Here is a 21,982-nt window from a genome sequence, read left to right on the forward strand (position 1 = left end):
TATTTCATTAATATAATGACTGGCTTTTTGCACTTGTTTTTTTGCCTTATTTTTATTCGATTGCTAATAATTTGTAATACCTGGTTACCATTATTTTCAGCAGTCATAATAACGAGTTAATAATGCTTTTTGATGAATTAAAACAATTAATTACAAGCTATGAAAGACCAGCACCTGAGCAATTGAGTTCTATTGAAACGGATTTTAAACGCCTGACCAACGCTTCTGAATGTGAGCAGTTAAGCCAGCAAATTGAGCGGCAAAAACTAACAATGCTGGCTAAAATGCACTTTCATAACTGGCAACTCAGCATCAATCGACAAATCGCATCAGATAGTTGCCTGCGTAAAAATTTAAGCGCTAAAACTGCATCAAAAATATTTGAAATCGTCCATCAGGCTCCTGACCGCAAATATGAAGCTTTGCTTAAAATTATTGAAGCGCTGTATGCTTTGAAAAACTCAATAACAGATAGTCAGGAAGTTCAGGCGATTCTACAGTGTATTTTACTCCTGACAGCCTACAAAGTTTTAGCGGAAGCATCAGGAACACGAAAACAAGAAATTATACAGCCACAACCCACAGCCGATTGTGCCAGTAATTCCGCTCCAAAAATAGATAACTCTATAGATAAGGCGACTTCCTCTTATGCTGAACTTCTGGAACTTTTAGATGCCGATCCAGCTCTTTATATGCCTGAACTAACCAGAACGAATCGGGCAGTTAAAAGCCGCGAAGACGCATTAGAGCGCCTTAACAATTGTGAAGCGGTTAACTCTGTTACCTCATTAATTTCACAACTGGAATACATGCGCTCGAAGCTTACCATAGATTTCGCCTTATACGACTATCTGGCTAGTACCATTAAACTTTGCCAGTCAAACATAGACACTCTGACCAATTTTATTGGTTACATCCAACACCATACGACAATTTCCCTGAAAGCCCTACTGGAAAGCTATATATACGCTGAAGGCAAAAAAACAAATGTTAGTGTTTTGACTTGTCTCTTAAAAAATCCTCTGGCTATTTTACTATTTGAGATCAGACCGGAAATTACAAATGCTATTTCGTCCAAGGCAATGAACAATTTAATTAAGGAAAACACCGTTAGGGGCGAATTCCCGGTATTTATTTTGTTTCTTATTTTTGAACAACATTTCAATTACTTCAAGAATCAACCTCGACTGGTATCTTTAATTACGCAAAGACTTTTTTTGCAAAAGTTTTCCAAGCTTGATAATTTATCCCCTGCTGAATATTTAATGAGCAGGCCTGAGAGGCGAAGTTTTTTTACTTTAAATCCTAAACTGATCGACTGGCTGCCGAGTCAGCTAAAGAAAACAATCGAGCAGCATTTTAGCCCGCGAATAATTATTGAAAAAACAGCCGCTCGAGCCCCGACGGCCAAAGCCAATCTCCCTGTTCAAAAAGCTAATTTAGTTATTACAGAAAATGAGCAGACAGCCAAAGCGCCCATTTCTGATAAAGTTGAACAGCAACTCAGCTCGAGCATAAGTATTGAAAAAACAGCTGTCCCAGCACCAGCCGAGACGACCAAAGCCAGTCCCCCCGTTCCAAAACCAAGTATAATTACTCCAGAAAATAAGCCGGCCGCCAAAGCGCCCATTCCTGATAAAGTTGAACAAATCAGCCAGAAACTGGCCGAGGCTAAGCTGACTGAATCAACAGCACCGAAGATAGAAAAAGGCAAGTCTTCGACTCTTCCAAGCCAGGATCAGCAAATTACAGCCTGGAAAAAAGCAATTGAATTTATTTTTGGAGAAGCACAAAACCTGATTATCGACGTGGTGCTTCAGGAAACTGATTATTTCAAACTCAGGATTCAACCCCCGGAAATTAATAGTTACTGGCAGGTTAAAACGAGCAAAGCGAATGAACGAGTCAGCCGCTTTTATGCAACAAAAAACTGGTTCGACACAGCGCTTCTGAGCAGTTTAAGCAAAGTTTTGGGTAACAAAGAAGTCGAGGTCACTGATCAGTTCTTAATGTGCAAAATTGCATGGAACAAAGTGGTTAAGCTTGAGCAAATAAATAACATGGCCAAAAAAATTATTAATGCGCTTAAAACAAGCTCTGCCGATTATCATAACGCCTTACGGAAACCTGTTGCCACTCCAGAACAAGAAACATTCTCTGAAGCTGAATCCTCTGCACCTGCATCTGCTGAGACATTGCCAGAGCAACAAGAGCTAACAGCGAAGAGTGTCCAAGAGCCGGCACGAGAACCAGTAGTTGAAAAAGTAGTGAATACCGAGAGGTTCAATCCTTTAGAGATACAGTTTGCTCCTGAAGATGTCCTTCGTGTATACAGGTATGGGTTAAGAGCGCGTTATCAGTGCTCTTTCTTAAGTGCGGAACATCATTCTGTACTTAGAAACAACGAGTTCTGGCGTTTAAAATTAAACCAGCATTTCCGTCCATCAGTGATCCAGGCAGCAGGTTTTGATCAATCTCTATCATTTGTTACTCAATTTACAGCTATTGCCGCTCAGGAGTATCAAAATCTCCCTGACAATGTCATAGATATGTTTATTTATGCAAAAGAAAAGATGCTTGTTAGTTCAATGTATGAAGGCCTGCTTCCTTTATTGTTCTATACAGAGCGCTCAGGGCGCTCCCTGCTGAGTTGTATTCGTGAAACGCATACTCAGCAGGTTATTGATTGTATTTTCTCTTTGGGGATGAAATTTTTTCAACAGCAGACGAGTCAGGGAGAGTCTACATTTGTTCAATCGGTTCTTCATTGGGCTATCTGCTGTAATCAGCGCAAAGAAATTATAAACGAACTGCTGCAAAGTGAAGCCGCTCATACTTCATTCATAGTAGGAGATTATCACTATTTCGCAATACACCGAGCCGTTTATGAGTCAGCGTATGAAGCTGTTGAGGCTCTTTTAGAACAAAGCCTGCTGCAGCTGACTACTGTCGATTCTTTAAACCGCAGCCCTTTCAATATTGCTTACAGTAAACAGGATAAGCACATGCTGGATTTGTTAGGATATTACCATAACAAAGCGGCGGGATCTCAAAACTCACGGTTTTTTATTCCCACGCCTTATCCTGTTAATACTGAAAGCGAGGAGCTTGGGAAGGAGGAAATTACACAGCAAACTTACGGTGCAGGTTATACTTCCTAGCAAAATCAGACTACCTCGATTTCAACAGGGGCGATACCTTTTATGCCGAGTTTTTTAGCGGCAGCAAAGGATAAATCTATTAATCGGTTCGATAAAAAAGGACCTCGATCATTGATGCGAACCACAATTGAGCGGCCATTATTCAGATTTTTGACACGCACTCGGGTAGCAAATGGGAGTGTTGGATGAGCTGCTGTCATTGCATACATGTTGTAGCGCTCTCCGGTAGATGTTTTTTGATTCCGGCCGCGTCCCCCATACCAGGAAGCAACTCCCTTCGCTTTGTAATGCTTGGCTGACTTCATGACCTGATATGTTTTTCCTTTGATCACATAGTGATCCGGAGTATTCGATTGCTGATGGGTACAAGCAGCCAGCAGCATTGGGAGCAAATATTTAGTGAGTCTTTTAATAGTCAATACAATCATATAATTATTATTATTCAGTTTTTAATTCAATTTTCGTTCAGAGTTAGCTGATCACACAGCAACTACCAGAGTTTTTATTGGGATCATCCTGATCATCATCACAAACTGTTTTACTTCCATCAGGTGGAGTTGGCGCAGGGGCACCAGAACGCAGCTTATTTTGATGCTTAAAAAAGCCATTTCTTTTTTTATCAGTGTTTTGAATCTCAAGCACTACTGTCTGTGTTGTTGACATTAAAACTTCCTATACTGTTGAATTTTACCGTCTTGCGACCATGATTAGGTTACACCTGATTTTTAATCTCTAGCCTTCATCCTGATTCATTTTATTGAGGATCTCGCTGACATCGATGTCTTGAGCCTGCTGCAGTAATTCTTTAAGAGTTGATTCGGGCATACTGCCTGATTCTGAATAAATAGCGATACCTTCTTTAATAATCATTAAATGGGGAATAGAGCGAATTTGAAATGCGTCTGCGATTTGTGGCTGCTCTTCAATATTGATCTTTACAAAATCGATATCTGGATTTTGCTCTGCTACTTGTTCATAAATCCTGCCAAATTGCTTGCAAGGTGCACACCAGGGAGCCCAGAAATCAATCAGGAACAATCCTTTCTGATTAATCAATACGTCCAGCTGCTCTTCGTTCACGCTTTTGAGCATGATTCTTCCTTAGTCGTGATAGCTTCCAGAATGCGGGAGAAAATGGTATCAACGCTTCCTAATCCAGAAACTCTATGGAATGCCGGAGCACCTGAACTGTCGCTATCCGCCCATTGCTGATAATATTGAACCAAAGGCTCCGTCTGCTGATGATAAATTTCAAGCCGTCTCTTAACCGTTTCTTCTTTGTCGTCATCCCGCTGGATGAGTGTTTCACCAGTCAGGTCATCACGGCCTTCAGTCTGGGGAGGATTAAATCGAATGTGATACACACGGCCTGAGCCTGGATGAACACGCCGCCCGCTAAGTCTGCTGATAATTTCAGAATCTGGAACCGCAATTTCAATCACATGATCCAGACGTATACGAGCGGTTCTTAATGCTTCAGCCTGGGGAATAGTTCGCGGGAATCCATCAAATAAAAAGCCATTTGTACAATCTGGCTGCTGTAATCTTTCTTTTACCAGGCGAATAATAATGTCATCAGAAACCAGTTTGCCTGCATCCATGACCGCTTTGGCACTTCGACCCAATTCAGTACCGGCTGCAATAGAGGCTCTTAACATATCGCCTGTGGATATTTGCGGGATATCAAAATATTCAATTAACCGTACTGCCTGAGTACCCTTGCCAGCACCTGGCCCCCCTAATAACATTAAACGCATTCGTGACTCCTACATGGAAAGTTCAAGCTTGACCAGACTTGAAAAGCAGCTCTCAACTTTTAAAGAAGAGTACTGTGCTATCGACTCAAGGCAATATCCGTCAAACGGCCTTATTATTTTAACTTGCCTGAATGAAAATGTCACTAACAGGCATTTTTTATGGATTCCGCGAACAAGTCGCGGTATCCGGAAATCTCCGCATGAGCCTATTCTATCCTTTAATAATAGACGCTTATTTATACCCGCTATAATAAGATGAGCCACGGCCACAACGCGCCATTTGAGCCTGATAGATCATTGCGCGGGTTTTAACCTTGCGGGCAACGCCAATTAGCCAGGGTTTTTGCAGATAGGTTTTTCTCATAAAACCTCCTATTCCCTCATGATAGGCCAGATAGAGATTATAGGTGTCATCTCTTTGAATTCCAGCACGACGATAAGCCTGGTTAGCATACCAGCCAACGAAGTCTACTGCGTCGGTAAAATCATCACGAGCCGCCCATACCCCGCCATCTGATTTCTTATACTGAGCCCAGGTGGCGCGTAAAGCCTGTGTATAGCCATAGGCAGTTGAAGGACGTTTCCAGGGAATAATCCATAATAGTTTGGTTCGCTTGGGCGTAGCATTGGCATCAAACTTGGATTCCTGATGAATAATGGCCATTTGAACAGCCACAGGCACCCGCCAGCGACGCTCGGCATCTTTTGCATCCAGATACCATTTAGGGTATTGCTTGAAAATACTGCAAACGTTATTAACATCTCTCGGAGGCGGTGTACTGACACAGGCGCTGAGCAATAAAAAAGGAACAAGCAATAAAAGGCGTTTCATATTAAAAGACCACGTCATGTTGGTATAAATGAGCGTATTAGTAACAAAAATCCCACTGTCTCGCAATATCATCCAGTTTTTCCTTTGGCAACAGGAACAAATATCCTGGTAGCAATAACTGTGCTAGAATTTGAGATTTATTATTTATCAAGTACTTTATGAGTGTTTTAGTCTTTGATATTGAAACGGTTCCCGATGTCCATTCTGGCAGAAAGCTATTTCATCTGGACAATCTCAGCGATGAAGAAACAGCAAAAGCGATGTTTGCCTTACGCCGTGCCAAGACCGGGAATGATTTCCTGCCTCATTATCTGCAAAGAGTAGTCGCTATCTCAGCGGTGATTCAGAATAACAATCAGGTCAAGGTCTGGTCTTTGGGCGATGAACAGGCCGATGAAAAAGAACTGATTAGCCGTTTTTTTTCCGGTATTGATAAATATACTCCTATTCTGGTCAGCTGGAACGGCTGTGGTTTTGATTTGCCGGTCCTGCATTATCGCGCCTTGCTGCATGGAATTCCTGCCCCTACCTATTGGGAGTATGGAGAAAATCAGCAGAATTTTCGCTGGAATAATTATCTTAACCGTTTTCATTACCGCCACCTTGATTTGATGGACGTGCTCGCAGCTTATCAGAGCCGCGCCTCTGCACCATTAGATGACATTGCCCATATGCTGGGTTTTCCCGGTAAAATGGGAATGAGCGGCTCAAAAGTCTGGGATCAGTATCAGGCAGGTCAATTAAAAAGTATTCGTGACTATTGTGAAACGGACGTTCTCAATACCTATTGTGTCTATCTCCGCTTTGAGTTAATTCGGGGAAGCTTAACGCAGCAAGAGTATGAGAATGCCATCGTGACTCTCAAAACTTATCTGGCAGGAGAAAATGAACGGCTGCATTGTCAGGAATTTTTAAGACAGATGGCATAAGCACTAACAAAACTTTATCTCGCTTAAGGGTTTCTTAAGAAGTTTAAGTTATAGTAATGTTTGTAAAAACCAGGACTTTCCATGAAACACTCTTTATTTACAGATTCCGATGGTAAATTTTCCTTAAAGATTAAACCTGACGATAAGTTTTTTGTGGCTATCTGTAAAAGGAAGGACAATCCACATTCATTTAGTTGTCTGGGTGTTATTCATAACAACATTCCATTAATCCTTGCTGGATTCGGTAAATACAAGAAAAAAAATGCTACCCGTTGTGAAATGGCTTTTTGGCAAGCCGAGGGGGTTATGTATGATGAATCCATCCTGCTAAATACTTCAGGCGCCTATCTGCAGGATGTCACCTATAAAGCCTTTGAAATCGATTATGAGAATTATAAGCGGCGTATGGCTGAAATGGCTACATTTTCTACCGAACAAGTAAAGAGAAAAGTGACCAGCAGATACTTATCAGCGTTTCAGCCAGTTGAGGAAAATGAGGATGAAATCATTTTTCAGCATCGATTTCTGAGAGACTTATCCTCTCCCGATACAGAGGAGGGCTTCAAATCTGATTATTGTGAAATCAGCCAGCGAAATACCTGCCGACATACTGCTATCGATATGACCCGTCGGGCCACTCTATTGGATAATCTTGGCAAAGGAGTTTCACGGTTTTTCTTTCGCAGACTGCCTTTGTCCATGAAATTAAACGAAGGACTTATTGAAACCGATCATTTCTTCCTGCTGCCCTCTCCTCCAAATGCATTTACAAACATGAGTCCAAAAACTCTGGCTATTGCAAAGAGACTCTATAATCGTCTGGATGAAATGATTCAGATTGGAGATAAAAATCCAATTACCTGTAATAAATTTGAGGCTATCAGGCAACTTTATAATGAAACCACACAGGACTATGCCTGTGATTATCCAAAACTGATCCATCATATTGAAGACTGGTTAACGGACAAGCGGGAATTAATTGGCACTCATCGAAACGCTCACTGGTTTCAAACGACAACTGCCAGCACCAAAATGTTTAATGAGATCCTTGATGAATATAAGAAACCCAGAGCTGGATAAGTTAAAGAACTAACTAGCCGATGACTTTCTTATAAAGCCAGGCATCTTCAACTCCAGCCTGATCATCATAATAATGTTCTTTGATTCCGTCGCGTAAAAAACCCATTTTTTCATAAAGCTGGATAGCCCCCGCGTTGCTGGGTCTGACTTCCAGAATATAGGTATTGATAAGCGGACTAACTGGTAAATCAAGTAACTGCGTTAAAAGCTGACGCCCGACGCCTTGCTGTTGATACGAAGGAGCAACACACAAATTTAAAATATGACAGACATTGAATGCCTGACGGCAAATACTGTAACCCAGAATCTGTTGCCGGTTTTCTTTAATAGACTCTATGACCCGGCAATCATAACCAACCAGCACGCAATCTACAAGAATACCGCGACTCCAGGGCGCTTTATGCCCCTGAGTTTCAATGGTATATACATCATCAATATCTTCAAGCCTCATCGGCCGTATTGAATACTTCACGGGTATCCTTTAGCTGTGTCATTCCCGCTTGCCTGAAAGTTCTCTCTCCCCGCAGGGGAGAGAGTTAGAGAGAGGGGTTTAAAAATCACCCCTCTCTCTAGTCCTCACTGCTATTAGGTTAAGGGAATTTGTCATTCCCACGAAGGTGGGAATCCATTCCTCAATTGGCATTACAGCTCGCTCAGAGATGGATCCCCGCCTTCGCGGGGAGGACAGTTTATATACCACTAAGCTTACTTAATGGCAGTGTCCCTAGCCCTCTCCCAACTTGGGAGAGGAGATTTTTCACAAGTTGGCGCCAATGCGCCTTCGGGTAATGACAGGAGTCATTTACTTCTCAGTTTTCTTCTTTGGCATATACAGATCCGTCACTGTCCCTTCGAAGATTTCAGAGGCCAAAGCAACCGATTCAGACAACGTTGGATGCGGATGAATTGTTAAAGCAATATCTTCCACATCACATTGCATTTCAATTGCCAATGAAGCTTCTGAAATCAAGTCGCCTGCATTAATCCCGACAATTCCAGCTCCGAGAATTCGTTTGCTATCAGGACAGAACAGTAATTTGGTCATCCCTTCCTCACGGCCCATACTTAGAGCACGGCCGCTTGCCATCCAGGGAAATACAGCCTTTTCATAGGAAATGCCTTTTTCCTTAGCTTCTTTCTCAGTTAAACCAGTCCAGGCAATCTCAGGATCAGTGTAGGCTACGCTGGGAATACATTTTGGGTCAAAATAGTGTTTTAAACCTGAAATTACTTCAGCAGCTACCCTTCCTTCGGGCATCGCTTTATGGGCAAGCATTGGCTGGCCTACTACGTCGCCAATCGCATAAATATGCGGAACATTGGTACGCATCTGGTTATCAACTTTAATAAAGCCTCTATCGTCCACATTGATACCAGCAGCTCCAGCATTAATCGCGCCGCCATTAGGTTTTCTTCCCACTGCAACCAGAACCTGAGCAAATTTCATGGGTTGTTCAGTGGCATGCTGACCTTCCATAGACACATATAAGGCATCTTTTTTTGCCTCAACTGCGGTTACTTTTGTTTTAAGAAGGAATTTGACGCCTTTCTTGCTCATTCGTTTTTGTAATACATTGACCAAGTCAGAGTCTGCGCCCGGAATCAATTGATCCATGAACTCCACGACTGTCACATTCACCCCGAGGGCAGAATACACCGTCGCCATTTCAAGCCCAATGATTCCACCACCAAGAACGAGCAAATCGCCTTTGATATCTGCCAATTCCAAAGCGCCTGTTGAGCTGAATATTCTTGGATCTTCAGGAATAAACGGCAATTTAACAGATTCACTGCCAACCGCAATAATCGCATTATCAAAATCAATCGTGGTAGTTTGTCCTTCATTCTCCACTGTAATCTGATGAGTACCTGAAAAACGGCCTACTCCGGTTACGACCTCAACCTTTCGCTGTTTAGCCAGAATCTTCAAGCCGCCAGTTAACTTGCCGATCACTTTATTTTTCCAGCCAACCAGTTTAGTGTTATCGAAGGAAGGTTGGTTGAAACTTACTCCCAAATCATTCATTTCATGCGCTTCATCGACCACTTTGGCGATATGCAGCAGGGCTTTTGAAGGGATACAACCCACGTTTAAGCAAACGCCTCCAAGGCTATTGTAACGCTCTACCAGAATCACTTTCTTACCTAAATCCGCCGCTCTGAACGCTGCCGTGTAACCACCAGGTCCACTGCCTAAAACAACCACTTCCGCTTTCATATTTACACTCATTAGACGCCTCTTTTAACGTTTAGCACATAATATTTATTAATAACATTGTCTAAAGCAGAACTCTCCGAATATCTGCCAATGTGTCTGCAATATAGCGAGTAAATCTGGCCGCCTCAGCACCATCGATCACCCTGTGATCATAAGATAGAGATAGCGGAAGCATTAAGCGCGGCTTAAATTCTTTTCCATCAAACACCGGTTTAATGCTGGAGCGAGATAATCCAAGTATAGCGACCTCAGGACTATTTACTATTGGAGTAAAAGCCGTTCCACCGATACCTCCCAGGCTTGATATGGTAAAGCAGCCGCCACTCATATCAGCAGGCATCAGTCCTTTCTCGCGAGCTTTAGTGCTCAAACGAGCCATTTCCAATGCAATTCCGGCAACATTAAGCTTGTCTACTCCCTGAATAACAGGCACAACCAGACCATTAGGCGTCTCAACAGCAATACCGATATTAAAATACTGTTTAAAAATCAGGTTCTCACCGCTGCTATCTAATGAAGCATTAAATTGGGGAAACACCTGCAATGCTTTGCAAATTACTTTAGTGACAAAAGCCAGCACTGTTAATTTATATCCGGATTTACTGGCAGCCTCTGATTCTGATTTACGAAATGACTCCAGATCGGTGATATCTGCTTCGTCAAACTGGGTGACGTGAGGGATAGTAATCCAGGAACGGTGTACGTTAACACCAGTCAGGCGCTTGATCTTGTTCAAAGGCTTTGTTTCGATTGCCCCGAATTTACTAAAATCAATAGACGGTGCCTGCGGCAATGAAAATCCAGAGCTGGATGGCTTTTCTGCAAGACGGCTTTTAACATAACTCTGAACATCTTCTTTGCTGATACGTCCCTTTCTGCCGCTGCCTTTTACCAGCTTTAAATCAACGCCAAATTCTCTGGCTAAACGACGAACCGCAGGACCCGCAAAAACACCTGAACTGCTGCCAGATTCTTCAACTTTCTCTTCACGAACTGGCGCTTGCTTCACTTCTGGTTCAGCTGGTTTTGCCTCAAGCGATGGTTTCTCTTCTTGAGCTTTAGGTGCAGGCGCTTCTGTCTGCTCTGTGGATTTCATTGTAAGGACGAGAGAGCCCTGCGATACCTTATCCCCAACTTTTACAGCAACCTTTTCAACGACGCCCTCTGCTGGAGAAGGAATATCCATTGTGGCTTTATCCCCTTCGAGAGTAATCAAAGCCTGATCTTTTTCAATTGAATCGCCTGCTTTAACCATCACTTCAATGACATCAACATCAGTTGCACCGCCAATATCGGGAATATTGACTGCAAGCAATGAAGTGCCTTGTGGAATAGTTGGCTTTTCTTCGGCTTTAGGCTCAGCTGCTGCTTTAGCGACAGGCTCTTCTTTCTTTTCTTCGCTTTGCTTTCCAGCAGGTAAGCCTTCCTCAATTGTTAAAACAAGAATATCATCCCCTTCCGAGACTTTATCGCCAATATTAACCAGCACTGAGTGTACCTTACCGGCTTTAGGCGAGGGGATTTCCATGCTCGCTTTATCGGATTCAAGCGTGATTAAAGGTGTATCGATTTGGACCTCATCACCAGGCTTCACTAATAGTTCAATGACATCCACACCAGCCGCACCCCCGATGTCTGGAACCTTAACTTTCATCTCATCTGACATATTTTTCCTCAGCAAACTGGTCAAACTGTCTTAACGAAGCACCCATATGCTGCACTAAGACGCTTAATTCTTAAGGAACTCTCCCTAAATCCTCTCTTCCCTCAGGGGAGAGAATTAGAGAGAGGGGTTTAAACCAACCCTCACCCTAGCCCTCTCCCAACTTGGGAGAGGGGATTTCTTTTTAATCTCACCTTAAACCCTCTCGCCCCTCAGGGAAGAGAGTTAGAGAGAGGGGGTTTAAACCAACCCTCACCCTAGCCCTCTCCCAGCTTGGGCGAGGGGATTTCTTTTTAATCTCCACCTTAAATCCTCTCGCCCCTCAGGGGAGAGAGTTAGAGAGAGGGGTTTAAATCAACCCTCACCCTAGCCCTCGCCCAACTTGGGCGAGGGGATTTCTTTTTTAATCTCACCTTAAATCCTCTCGCCCCTCAGGGGAGAGAGGTAGAGAGAGGGGTTTAAATCAACCCTCACCCTAGCCCTCTCCCAACTTGGGCGAGGGGATTTCTTTTTTAATCTCACCTTAAATCCTCTCGCCCCTCAGGGGAGAGAGTTAGAGAGAGGGGTTTAAACCAACCCTCACCCTAGCCCTCTCCCAACTTGGGCGAGGGGATTTCTTTTTTAATCTCACCTTAAATCCTCTCGCCCCTCAGGGGAGAGAGTTAGAGAGAGGGGTTTAAACCAACCCTCACCCTAGCCCTCTCCCAACTTGGGCGAGGGGATTTCTTTTTTAATCTCACCTTAAATCCTCTCGCCCCTCAGGGGAGAGAGTTAGAGAGAGGGGTTTAAACCAACCCTCACCCTAGCCCTCTCCCAACTTGGGCGAGGGGATTTCTTTTTTAATCTCACCTTAAATCCTCTCGCCCCTCAGGGGAGAGAATTAGAGAGAGGGGTTTAAATCAACCCTCACCCTAGCCCTCTCCCAGCTTGGGCGAGGGGATTTGTTTTTAATCTCCACCTTAAATCCTCTCGCCCCTCAGGGGAGAGAGTTAGAGAGAGGGGGTTTAAACCAACCCTCACCCTAGCCCTCTCCCAACTTGGGCGAGGGGATTTTCTCTTAAGTTGCCACCTATACGCCAGGAAAGGACAACTTAACTTAAAACCTACTGCGTTACAGGATTCGGCTTATCCTGTTTGATCCCATATTTCTTAAACGCATCAGCCATAACCGATTTTGGCAGACTGCCGTCCTTAACTAAAGCTTCCAAGGCGGCAATGACAATATATTTGGCATCCACTTCAAAGAAATGGCGCAAACGTTCCCTGGTATCACTCCGTCCATAGCCATCAGTTCCCAAGGTTACATAATTCGCATTGATATATGGGCGAACCTGTTCCGCATATAAGCGCATATAGTCACTAGCTGCAATAACAGGACCTTTTCGATCAGCGAGTAATTGCGTGACGTAGGCTTGCTTGGGAGATTGCTCCGGATTCATTCGATTATAATGTTCAACCGACAGTCCATCCCGCCGTAGTTCGTTAAAGCTTGTCACACTCCAGACTTCAGAACTTACATCAAAGTCAGAGAGTAACCATGAGGCGGCTTTTTCAACTTCACGCAGGATAGTACCGCAACCCATTAGCTGAACATGGGCTTTCGCTTTCTTCTTATTACTTGCATGCAGTAAATACATTCCCTTGATGATGCCTTCTTCCACACCCTCTGGCATATCAGGTTGAGTATAATTCTCATTCATTACTGTGATGTAATAAAATACATTTTCCTGTCTGGTATACATCCGCTCAAGGCCATTTTGCATGATGACTGCCAGTTCATAGGCGTAGGTGGGATCGTAACTGACACAGTTGGGAATTGTTGAGGCCATGATATGGCTGTGACCATCCTGATGCTGGAGACCTTCCCCTGCAAGCGTCGTGCGGCCCGCTGTTCCGCCTAATAAAAAGCCGCGTGCCTGCATATCGCCAGCAGCCCAGGCCAGATCACCAACCCGTTGAAAACCAAACATGGAATAATAAATATAAAAAGGAATCATGGCTAACTTGTTAGAACTATAAGAAGTTCCAGCTGCTATCCAGGAACAGAACGCGCCAGCTTCATTAATACCTTCCTCCAGAATCTGACCGTCACGTGCTTCACGGTAATACATCACCTGCTCATGATCCACTGGCGTGTAAAGCTGCCCCACGGGAGAGTAAATTCCGATTTGTCTGAATAAGCCTTCCATTCCAAAGGTCCGGCATTCATCAGGCACTATTGGCACAATCCGGGGACCTAGCACCTTGTCTTTCAATAGAACTGACAAAATTCTGACAAAGGCCATTGTCGTGGATATTTCACGATCCCCCGTTCCCTTAGTCACCGCAGAAAAAGCAGACAAGTCAGGAACAGGCAAAGGTTCAACACTGGTATTACGTGCCGGTAGATAGCCGCCCAATGCTTCGCGCTGTTTGCGAATATATTGTATTTCAGGACTATCTTCAGAAGGACGATAAAAAGGAATCTCAGTAATTTCTGCATCGCTGACAGGAATACTGAAACGATCACGGAAAGCCCTGAGTTGCTCAATCGACATTTTCTTTTGCTGATGGGTTATATTTTGCCCCTCGCCTGCCGCCCCCATTCCATAGCCTTTAATTGTTTTTGCAAGAATTACGGTGGGACGTCCTTTATGCTCTACTGCCTCTGCATAAGCGGCATATACTTTCTGCGCATCATGACCACCGCGGTTGAGCCGCCAGATTTCTTCATCTGACATGGATTCAACCATTTTTTTCAATTCAGGATACTGTCCAAAAAAATGTTCTCTGACATACGCGCCGTTATTGGCTTTATAAGCCTGGTAATCGCCGTCAACGCATTCTTCCATGCGTTTTTGCATGATTCCAGTTTTATCACGGGCGAACAGGTTATCCCAGCGGCCGCCCCAGATCACTTTGATTACATTCCAGCCCGCCCCCCGGAATATGCCTTCCAGCTCCTGAATAATTTTGCCGTTACCTCGCACAGGGCCGTCCAGGCGCTGCAAGTTGCAGTTTACAACAAAAATCAGATTATCAAGTTTCTCTCTTGCGGCAATAGACAAAGCACCCAGTGATTCGGGCTCATCCATTTCACCATCACCCAGAAATGCCCAGACCTTGCGGCCTTCCGACTTGATTAAGCTTCTGTTTTCAAGATATTTAAGAAAACGCGCCTGATAAATAGCCTGCAGTGGCCCTAAACCCATTGATACAGTAGGGAATTGCCAGAAATCAGGCATTAACCAGGGATGAGGATAGGATGATAATCCATCAACCTCTACTTCCTGGCGAAAGTTGGCTAACTGCTGCTCTGACAAACGTCCTTCAAGGAAGGCACGAGCATAAATACCAGGAGAAGAATGGCCTTGTATATAAATCAAATCGCCGCCATTTTCGCCATTCGGGCCTTTGAAAAAATAGTTAAAACCGGTTTCATATAATGTGGAGGAAGATGCATAAGAAGCAATATGACCTCCCAGCTCAGGAGCATACTTGCCAGCACGAAGTACCATAGCGACAGCATTCCAGCGAATGAGTGCGCCAATTCGTTTTCCAAGGCCTTCATCGGGGGGCATCAATTGCTCTTCATGCGGTTTTATCGTATTGCGGTATGGAGTATGGATTTTATTTTCCAGGGCAACACCTTCTGCATTCGCTTTGTTCAGTAATTGTTGCAGCAAAAAAGCAGCCCGCTCATTGCCGTCATTATTGACCACGGCCTGTAAAGCATCCAGCCATTCACGGGTTTCTATTGGGTCAATATCAGTATTTATTTCATTCGCCATGAATGTTTCCTCGTAAATCTAATGTGTTAACAAACTGGGGCAGCTCTCAGTTCCTTATGAATTTTTCCGCCACAGGCCTGGATGCAAACCTGGTAATCTGCTTTGCAGTTACAAGTTGTTTTGCGGCATTGTAGTGGATCCCGGTAAGATTTCAACTGACGTGCAATAGTTCCCCCCCGGATAACCTGTTCTCGCTGATACTGACGATAACTGAGTTTGCTCGTCTGGTTCGCATGAGCAGAACATTGCACACAATTATTTCTGCAGCTTCCCTGGCATTTTTCTTGTTTAATTTCACAACCCTGAGAGCAATTCTCAAATTCAATATTGGTTTCTCTGATTACTCGATGCTCAGAGCATGCGCTAACAAAGAATAACAAACATGTCATTAATACAAAAACTACCTGTTTCATAAAATTACTCACTTTCCATAATTGGGTTGATATTCAGTAACTTTAATTACCTGACGAAAAAGCGATCTCTTTATAGCCAGGCAACCAGAGTAAAGAAAGCAATCAGCACTAAAAATACAACCAGCGCATGCTCTACCAGAGTCTGAGCATTAGTTAGGCTCACGGTGTCTCCATCATGAAGTTTTGCAGCAAAAATTCCACCCTCACTGAGAAATTGTTCATTTGTATCTGGAGCACTCAGGAATCGTTCTCTGTAAAAGATAAATCCACGCTGAAAATTTCCAACCAGTAGATATAACATGACAGTAACCCTTGCCGTTACCCAGTCCAATAGGCTAACTATTAACGCTGCCGGATGAGCAATGGGCTGATATTTCACTGATAGTGTTAATAATCTGTAGAATAAAAGTCCCAATGGACCAGCCACAATATACCAGAAGATAACCGCGAATAATTGACTATTCACCAGGTAGAAATAATGACCCGCTGTTTTGTCTCCATCAGAGTGTGCAGGGTCGGAGTTAACAGGATAAAAAGGATTTTCAGGACCAATGCAATAATAAAAAATAAAAAGATTCAGTAATAATCCGATAAAACCAAAGAACCAGGGGCCAATTAAGCACAAGAGCAACCAAAGCAGTAAAACCGGAGGCAAAACAACGAGAGCCAAAAGAAAATAAGAATTTTGTAAAATTTCACTCTTGGGTAGCATGCCTGCTATACGCTGAAAATAAGCGCTAAACCAATTAAAGCGATGCTGTGACAACGAATGAATCAAATAACGCTCACTGAGTAATGAAAGTACAATAATCAACAGTTTCATATTAGTCCTTACGCATCTTGTCAGACAACGCTATCGGCGTTGGATATTTTAATACTACTAAATAGGAAGAAACGATAAAGGTCAAAATTGTGGTTGCCTGGATTAAATTGGTCGCCACTTCCGAAATTAGTTTGGTACTAAATGCAATACTGCCTACTAACAGAGAAAATTCGCTTGCCTGTCCTAAACGCAACCCCACCTCTTTGGCAACGCTTTTCTTTTCACCTGCCTTAAACAAAAGAAAGTTAAATAATACAGGTTTTAAAATTAACATCAGAATAGAGAGCAGCAAAGCGGGAATAATCACTTGTGCTGCAAACCCGAAATTAAAGGTCGCACCAATCGAGAAGAAGAACATAACCAGGAAGAAGTCACGAAGGGGTTTCAGACTTTCCGCAATGTAAAGTGAAATAGGACTTGATGCCAGAGCAACTCCAGCCACAAAAGCGCCAATATCTTCAGAAAGTCCAACTTCCTGAGCAAGTACTGACATCCCCAGACACCAGCCAATGGATAACAGGAACACATATTCCTGGGTTCTATCAAATCGGGCCAGTAACTTAACGAGAATATAGCGCTCTACCGCAAAAGCAAAGAGGGTTAGCGCTGGCAATGCGACACCCACCAGAACCAAATCATCAACGGAGTACCCGCCGCCCTGCTGTGCACCATTAATCAGGATCAGAACGATAATCGCAATGACGTCCTGCATAAGCAGGATACTAATCATTACCTCACCGGTATGTTGGTGATGCAGAATGGTTGTGGGTAAAAGTTTCAGACCGATAATCGTACTCGAAAACATCATTGCTGCGCCCAGAACCGCAGACTCCATACTGCTTAATCCAAACCAGCGGCCAATCAGATAGGAAACCAGAGCAAAAAAGATGGAACTCACCAGTGCAATCCAGGTAATCTTTTTAAGCATGTGAACCAGATTTTGCGGCTGCAGGTGAAGGCCAAGCAAAAAAAGCAGAAACACTATGCCCATATCGCCAACCTGCTGAACAGTGCTGACATCACTTACAAGCTTTAACCCCCAGGGCCCCAGAACTGCGCCTAATAATATGTAGGCTACTAAAAGCGATTGCCTGGTGTAAAGCACCAAAGTCGAGAAGACAGCAGCTCCTGCAAAGATTAGGAAAATAGTATAAAAAACCGAACCATCATGCATAAACACAAGCCTCGAACATGCTAACCATATAGAAATGAATATCGATTATTAAGCGATTTCCGAATAAGGCACCACTGCTTAACCGTGTATAAATACTGCGCGAACTAAGAATATCACAGTTTAGCGTTAATGTTATGAATAATTAGACAATTAATCGCTAATGAACGCAAGCCTTCATACGAGACAGTCAGTGATAGCCTTCCTGTGTCGATTTCCCTCGAAATACATGATAGGCGTATGCAGTGTATGCTATCAGAATGGGTAACATAATCACTACACCTACCAAAATAAAGAGCAGGGTTGAAGTCGGTGCCGCTGCTTCCCATATAGTAACCTGATGCGGGATCAGGTAAGGAAATACGCTAATGCCGATTCCCGTGTAGGCACATAAAAAAATTATCACACTACAGATAAACGGCCTCCATTCCTGCTTAAGATTAAGACTGCGCCATGTCATCCAGATCATAAGTGCTGTGATCCCGGGCAAAGGCAACAGCAGAATAAAATTGGGAAAACTATACCAGCGCTCAAATATTTCACTGCTATGTAAAGGTGTCCATATACTGACAATAACAAGAAAGAAGCTAACCATTATCAGAAAACCTCTGGCAAAATGAATCATTTTTCGCTGCAGATGCCCTTCGCTTTTAATGATTAGCCAGGTAGCTCCCAGAAGCCCATAACCACAAATTAAGGCAATACCTGTTAGTAAACTAAAGGGAGTAAGCCAGTCCGTTTCGCTAATGGTCATCGCTGCTTCATTGATTGGAAAACCGCGCACAAATGAACCTAAAATGACTCCCTGAAAAAATGCTGCAGAAATTGAGCTGATTGTAAACAACCAGTTCCATAGCGGTTTAGAACGATCGGCTTTAAACCTGAATTCAAAACTTACTCCCCGGAATATTAATGCCAGTAACATCAGCATTAAAGGCATATATAAAATGGGCAACAAGAGACCATATGCAATGGGAAAAGCGCCATAAAGCACAGCGCCGCCGAAAACCAGCCAGGTTTCGTTTCCATCCCAAACCGGTGCTACAGAATTCATCATTTTATCGCGCTCTGCTTCACTCTGGGTAAATGGGAATAAAATGCCTATGCCCAGATCAAAGCCATCTAAAATGACGTACATTATAATGATGAAACCTAAAATCACCGCAAATAGAAAAGGCAGCATTATTCGTTCTCTCCTGGTTTGTCGGTCATATACTGGAAGGAATGATGTTCGGGTTTGTCGGCATTAAGCGCATGGGGACCGAGTCGTATGGTTTTGAATAGGTAAGTCAGATAAAAACCAAAGACGATGCCATAAACGAGCACGAGTAAACTAAATGAAATGGCAACTTCCTCTTTACCAATCGCGGATACAGCGTTTTGAGTCCTCAGGAGGTTATACACGACCCAGGGCTGACGGCCGATCTCTGCCGTTAACCATCCACTAATACTGGCGATGAAGCCCAATGGCGAGATCAGCAAACACCATCGATGGAACCAGGAAGCATGATACAGTTTACCTCTGAAACGCAAATACAGAGCGGCAAGGGCAGTCAGTAACATTAGCAGCCCTATTCCCACCATCGCACGGAATGAAAAGAAAACAGGCGCGACACGCGGTTGATCGGCAGGTGGAACCGACTTAAGCCCAAGCAGTTCACCATCCCAATGGTGAGTGTTGATTAAACTGGCCAATCCTGGAATTTCCACTGAATAATAATTTTTCTGCTCTTGTTGCGACGGCCAGGCGAATAATACAAGCGGGGCCGCTTTTTGTGTCTCCCACACGCCCTCCATTGCAGCGGTCTTTAATGGCTGATGCTCTCGAACGACCAGACCCACGACATCCCCGACAAAAATCTGTACTGGAACAACGATTAAGGCTGCCCACATAGCAAAAGATAGACAGGTAGTCGCGGCCTGGTAATGAATCCCCTTGATCAAATGATAACTAGCTACCGCAGCCACTACGAAGCAGGTAGTCGCATAGGAAGCAAGAAGCATGTGGATCATACGCGGTAAAAAAGAAGGATTGAATACCACTTCCAGCCAACTGGAAACCACATATTTCCCAGCGATAAGCTCATAACCTGTCGGCGTCTGCATCCATGAGTTTGCGGACATAATCCAGAACGCAGAAATTGTTGTACCCACAGTAACCAGCAAGGTAGCGATAAAATGAAAGACTGGCGAAACCCTATTCCAGCCAAAGAGCATAACGCCAAGAAATCCTGCTTCAAGAAAGAAAGCAGTCAGGGTTTCATAAGCAAATAAAGCTCCCAGAACATTGCCAAATTGAGCAATGAAGGGTCCGAAATTAGTTCCTATCTGATAGGCAAGTACAATCCCGGAAACAACCCCCATCCCAAAGGTTAAAGCAAAAATTTTGGTCCAGAACTTACAAATTCTAAGATAAAGCGGGTTTCCAGTTTTAAGCCATGCAGACTCCATTATAACCAGGAATACGGCTAATCCCAGATTTAAGGTAGGAAATAATATATGAAAACCAATGCTAAATCCGAATTGTATCCTCGATAAGAGCTCAACCATTCACTTCTCCAGGGGATGTGGGAACAGGCTTGTTATGAAAATAAGGCAATAAACAGCTTATTATAACGCTCAAATCCGTCCAGGCTCAATTGAAAATTCATAATTATCTGGTAGATCGCATGAATCCCCCCACCATGGACAAGCGCCTCAATAGACAATTCCTGTGCAAGCTGATAAGATTTTAATTTTCTCTTAACAGCCAGCAACAATTTGGGTTAAAATAGCCTGTTGTAATATTCTTTGGGAAATATCGTTTGTCTAACTATTTCAGGGAGCATAACACTTAATGGTCTACGGCAACGAGCATTTACCTGCTACTCAAAAGAGCCGCTTATCTTTTTTAAAACCCTGGATAGTGTGGGGACTGGGTTGTCTCTTCTATTTTTATGAATGGGTATTACAGGTCTCACCTGGCGTAATGAGTAATGAACTCATGCGTGACTTCGCGGTTACCAGTCAGACACTCGGTATTATGTCCGGTATTTATTTTTATTCCTATGCCATCATGCAATTACCCGGCGGCGTTCTGATGGATTACTTCGGTCCGCAGCGACTGCTAACAATAGCCACACTGATTTGCGCATTAAGTACAATTGGTTTCGGGATGACTGAAAATTTCTTTGCTGCCTGTTTCGCGCGCCTGATGATTGGCTTTGGCTCAGCATTTGCTGCGGTGGGCGCGATGAAGCTTGCCGCCAACTGGTTTCCAGCAAATCGTTTCGCTCTTCTGACTGGAATGATGGTGACCATTGGGATGTTAGGTGCCATTGGGGGTGAAACACCTCTTGCGATATTCATTGATTATGCGGGCTGGCGCCATAGCATGACTATACTGGGCTGTATTGGTATTGTACTGGCAATTCTAATACTGCTAATCGCAAAAGATGCTCCATCGGATGGTGCTATCCACCACGAACATCATTCTGACGAAGAACCTTTAGTTTCCAGTCTGCTCGCTATTATCAAAAACAAACAACTCTGGCTTGTCGCCCTTTATGGCGGCCTTATGTATATGGCAACCCCGGTATTTTGCGGATTATGGGGCGTTCCCTATCTTATGTTCAAAATGGGTATCAGCAAAGCAGTTGCCGCCAATCTTATCTCACTGGTTTTCGTAGGCTGGGCTATCGCAAGTCCTTTATGGGGAATTTTTTCCAACCGAATCGGCAGAAGAAAACCTTCACTCTACATCGGCAGCATCGGGGCGTTGATTACTTCCTTGTTATTTTTATATGCCCCAATTGAGTCCAAACTGGCTACTCAATTCCTTTTGTTTTTATTCGGAGTATTCTCCTCAGGTTTTCTACCCGCTTTTGCGGTTGCCAAAGAAATCTGCAGCCGCCGCTATGTCGCTACCAGTCTGAGTTTTATGAATATGATGAATATGGTAGGGATCGCCATTGCCCAACCTTTAATCGGTTTTATACTGGATTGGTTGTGGCAAGGCGAAATCATTGATAAAGTTCGCGTCTATCCCTTGGAAGCCTACCACATTGCTTTGGCCATTTTGCCAATTGGCATACTGGTTTCCCTGCTTATATTGCCCAGGATAAAAGAGACTTATTGTAATAATGTTCAATAATGCACTTTTGAAATCTATTGAATGAGAAGTTGA

General features: G+C 43.6%; 17 protein-coding genes. 4 read left to right on the forward strand and 13 right to left on the reverse strand.

The features are described 5' to 3' along the window. The first annotated feature begins 122 nt into the window (after positions 1–122). Positions 123–3,161, forward strand: coding sequence for a hypothetical protein (locus B1207_RS03345; RefSeq protein WP_112218587.1), 3,039 nt, complete (start codon positions 123–125; stop codon positions 3,159–3,161). A 5-nt stretch (positions 3,162–3,166) separates the two neighbouring features. Here B1207_RS03345 and B1207_RS03350 read toward each other — a convergent pair whose 3' ends face one another. The 5 genes from B1207_RS03350 to B1207_RS03370 form a co-directional block, all read right to left on the reverse strand. Beyond that, on the reverse strand, positions 3,167–3,589 hold the full coding sequence (locus B1207_RS03350) for a septal ring lytic transglycosylase RlpA family protein (protein WP_112218588.1): 423 nt from the start codon (positions 3,587–3,589) through the stop codon (positions 3,167–3,169). 43 nt (positions 3,590–3,632) lie between these two features. After that, positions 3,633–3,824, reverse strand: a complete 192-nt coding sequence (locus tag B1207_RS03355; RefSeq protein WP_112218589.1) for a hypothetical protein — start codon at positions 3,822–3,824, stop codon at positions 3,633–3,635. 69 nt (positions 3,825–3,893) lie between these two features. Further along, positions 3,894–4,253 carry a thioredoxin family protein gene (locus B1207_RS03360; protein WP_112218590.1) on the reverse strand — a complete coding sequence of 120 codons (360 nt, stop codon included), beginning with the start codon at positions 4,251–4,253 and terminating at the stop codon, positions 3,894–3,896. Next, positions 4,238–4,918 carry an adenylate kinase gene (gene adk / locus B1207_RS03365; protein ID WP_112218591.1) on the reverse strand — a complete coding sequence of 227 codons (681 nt, stop codon included), beginning with the start codon at positions 4,916–4,918 and terminating at the stop codon, positions 4,238–4,240. The genes B1207_RS03360 and adk overlap by 16 nt, the downstream gene beginning before the upstream one ends. Before the next feature lie 232 nt (positions 4,919–5,150). Beyond that, a complete protein-coding gene (locus B1207_RS03370; protein WP_112218666.1) occupies positions 5,151–5,768 on the reverse strand; it encodes a transglycosylase SLT domain-containing protein in 618 nt (205 codons plus the stop codon). A gap of 140 nt (positions 5,769–5,908) precedes the next feature. On the opposite strand from B1207_RS03370, the gene B1207_RS03375 reads away from it, so the two are divergent. After that, a complete protein-coding gene (locus B1207_RS03375) occupies positions 5,909–6,679 on the forward strand; it encodes a 3'-5' exonuclease (protein WP_112218592.1) in 771 nt (256 codons plus the stop codon). An 81-nt stretch (positions 6,680–6,760) separates the two neighbouring features. Beyond that, positions 6,761–7,759 (forward strand): hypothetical protein, encoded by a 999-nt coding sequence (locus tag B1207_RS03380; protein WP_112218593.1) that lies wholly within the window; start codon positions 6,761–6,763, stop codon positions 7,757–7,759. A 13-nt stretch (positions 7,760–7,772) separates the two neighbouring features. On the opposite strand, the gene rimI is transcribed toward B1207_RS03380, so the two are convergent. From rimI to B1207_RS03425, 8 genes are all read right to left on the reverse strand, one after another. Then, positions 7,773–8,231, reverse strand: a complete 459-nt coding sequence (gene rimI, locus B1207_RS03385; RefSeq protein ID WP_112218594.1) for a ribosomal protein S18-alanine N-acetyltransferase — start codon at positions 8,229–8,231, stop codon at positions 7,773–7,775. A gap of 330 nt (positions 8,232–8,561) precedes the next feature. Then, positions 8,562–9,989 (reverse strand): dihydrolipoyl dehydrogenase, encoded by a 1,428-nt coding sequence (gene lpdA, locus B1207_RS03390; protein ID WP_112218595.1) that lies wholly within the window; start codon positions 9,987–9,989, stop codon positions 8,562–8,564. A gap of 49 nt (positions 9,990–10,038) precedes the next feature. Next, complete coding sequence (gene aceF / locus B1207_RS03395) at positions 10,039–11,643, reverse strand: dihydrolipoyllysine-residue acetyltransferase (RefSeq protein WP_112218596.1); 1,605 nt, start codon at positions 11,641–11,643, stop codon at positions 10,039–10,041. A gap of 1,100 nt (positions 11,644–12,743) precedes the next feature. Further along, positions 12,744–15,410: a pyruvate dehydrogenase (acetyl-transferring), homodimeric type gene (gene aceE / locus B1207_RS03400; protein ID WP_112218597.1), complete on the reverse strand. Its 2,667-nt coding sequence runs from the start codon at positions 15,408–15,410 to the stop codon at positions 12,744–12,746. A gap of 483 nt (positions 15,411–15,893) precedes the next feature. Beyond that, complete coding sequence (locus B1207_RS03410) at positions 15,894–16,646, reverse strand: hypothetical protein (RefSeq protein WP_112218599.1); 753 nt, start codon at positions 16,644–16,646, stop codon at positions 15,894–15,896. A gap of 1 nt (position 16,647) precedes the next feature. After that, positions 16,648–17,820 (reverse strand): cation:proton antiporter, encoded by a 1,173-nt coding sequence (locus B1207_RS03415; RefSeq protein ID WP_112218600.1) that lies wholly within the window; start codon positions 17,818–17,820, stop codon positions 16,648–16,650. 187 nt (positions 17,821–18,007) lie between these two features. Beyond that, entirely contained in the window at positions 18,008–19,000 is a 993-nt protein-coding gene (gene cydB, locus B1207_RS03420) for a cytochrome d ubiquinol oxidase subunit II (protein WP_112218601.1), read from the reverse strand. After that, entirely contained in the window at positions 19,000–20,367 is a 1,368-nt protein-coding gene (locus tag B1207_RS03425) for a cytochrome ubiquinol oxidase subunit I (protein WP_112218602.1), read from the reverse strand. Before B1207_RS03425 ends, cydB begins: the two co-directional genes overlap by 1 nt. Positions 20,368–20,653: 286 nt before the next feature. Between B1207_RS03425 and B1207_RS03430 the strand changes: the two genes are divergently transcribed. Next, entirely contained in the window at positions 20,654–21,949 is a 1,296-nt protein-coding gene (locus B1207_RS03430) for an MFS transporter (RefSeq protein WP_112218603.1), read from the forward strand. Positions 21,950–21,982 lie beyond the last annotated feature (33 nt).

The sequence above is a fragment of the Legionella quinlivanii genome, from assembly GCF_003265995.1.
GTDB lineage: Bacteria > Pseudomonadota > Gammaproteobacteria > Legionellales > Legionellaceae > Legionella_C > Legionella_C quinlivanii_A.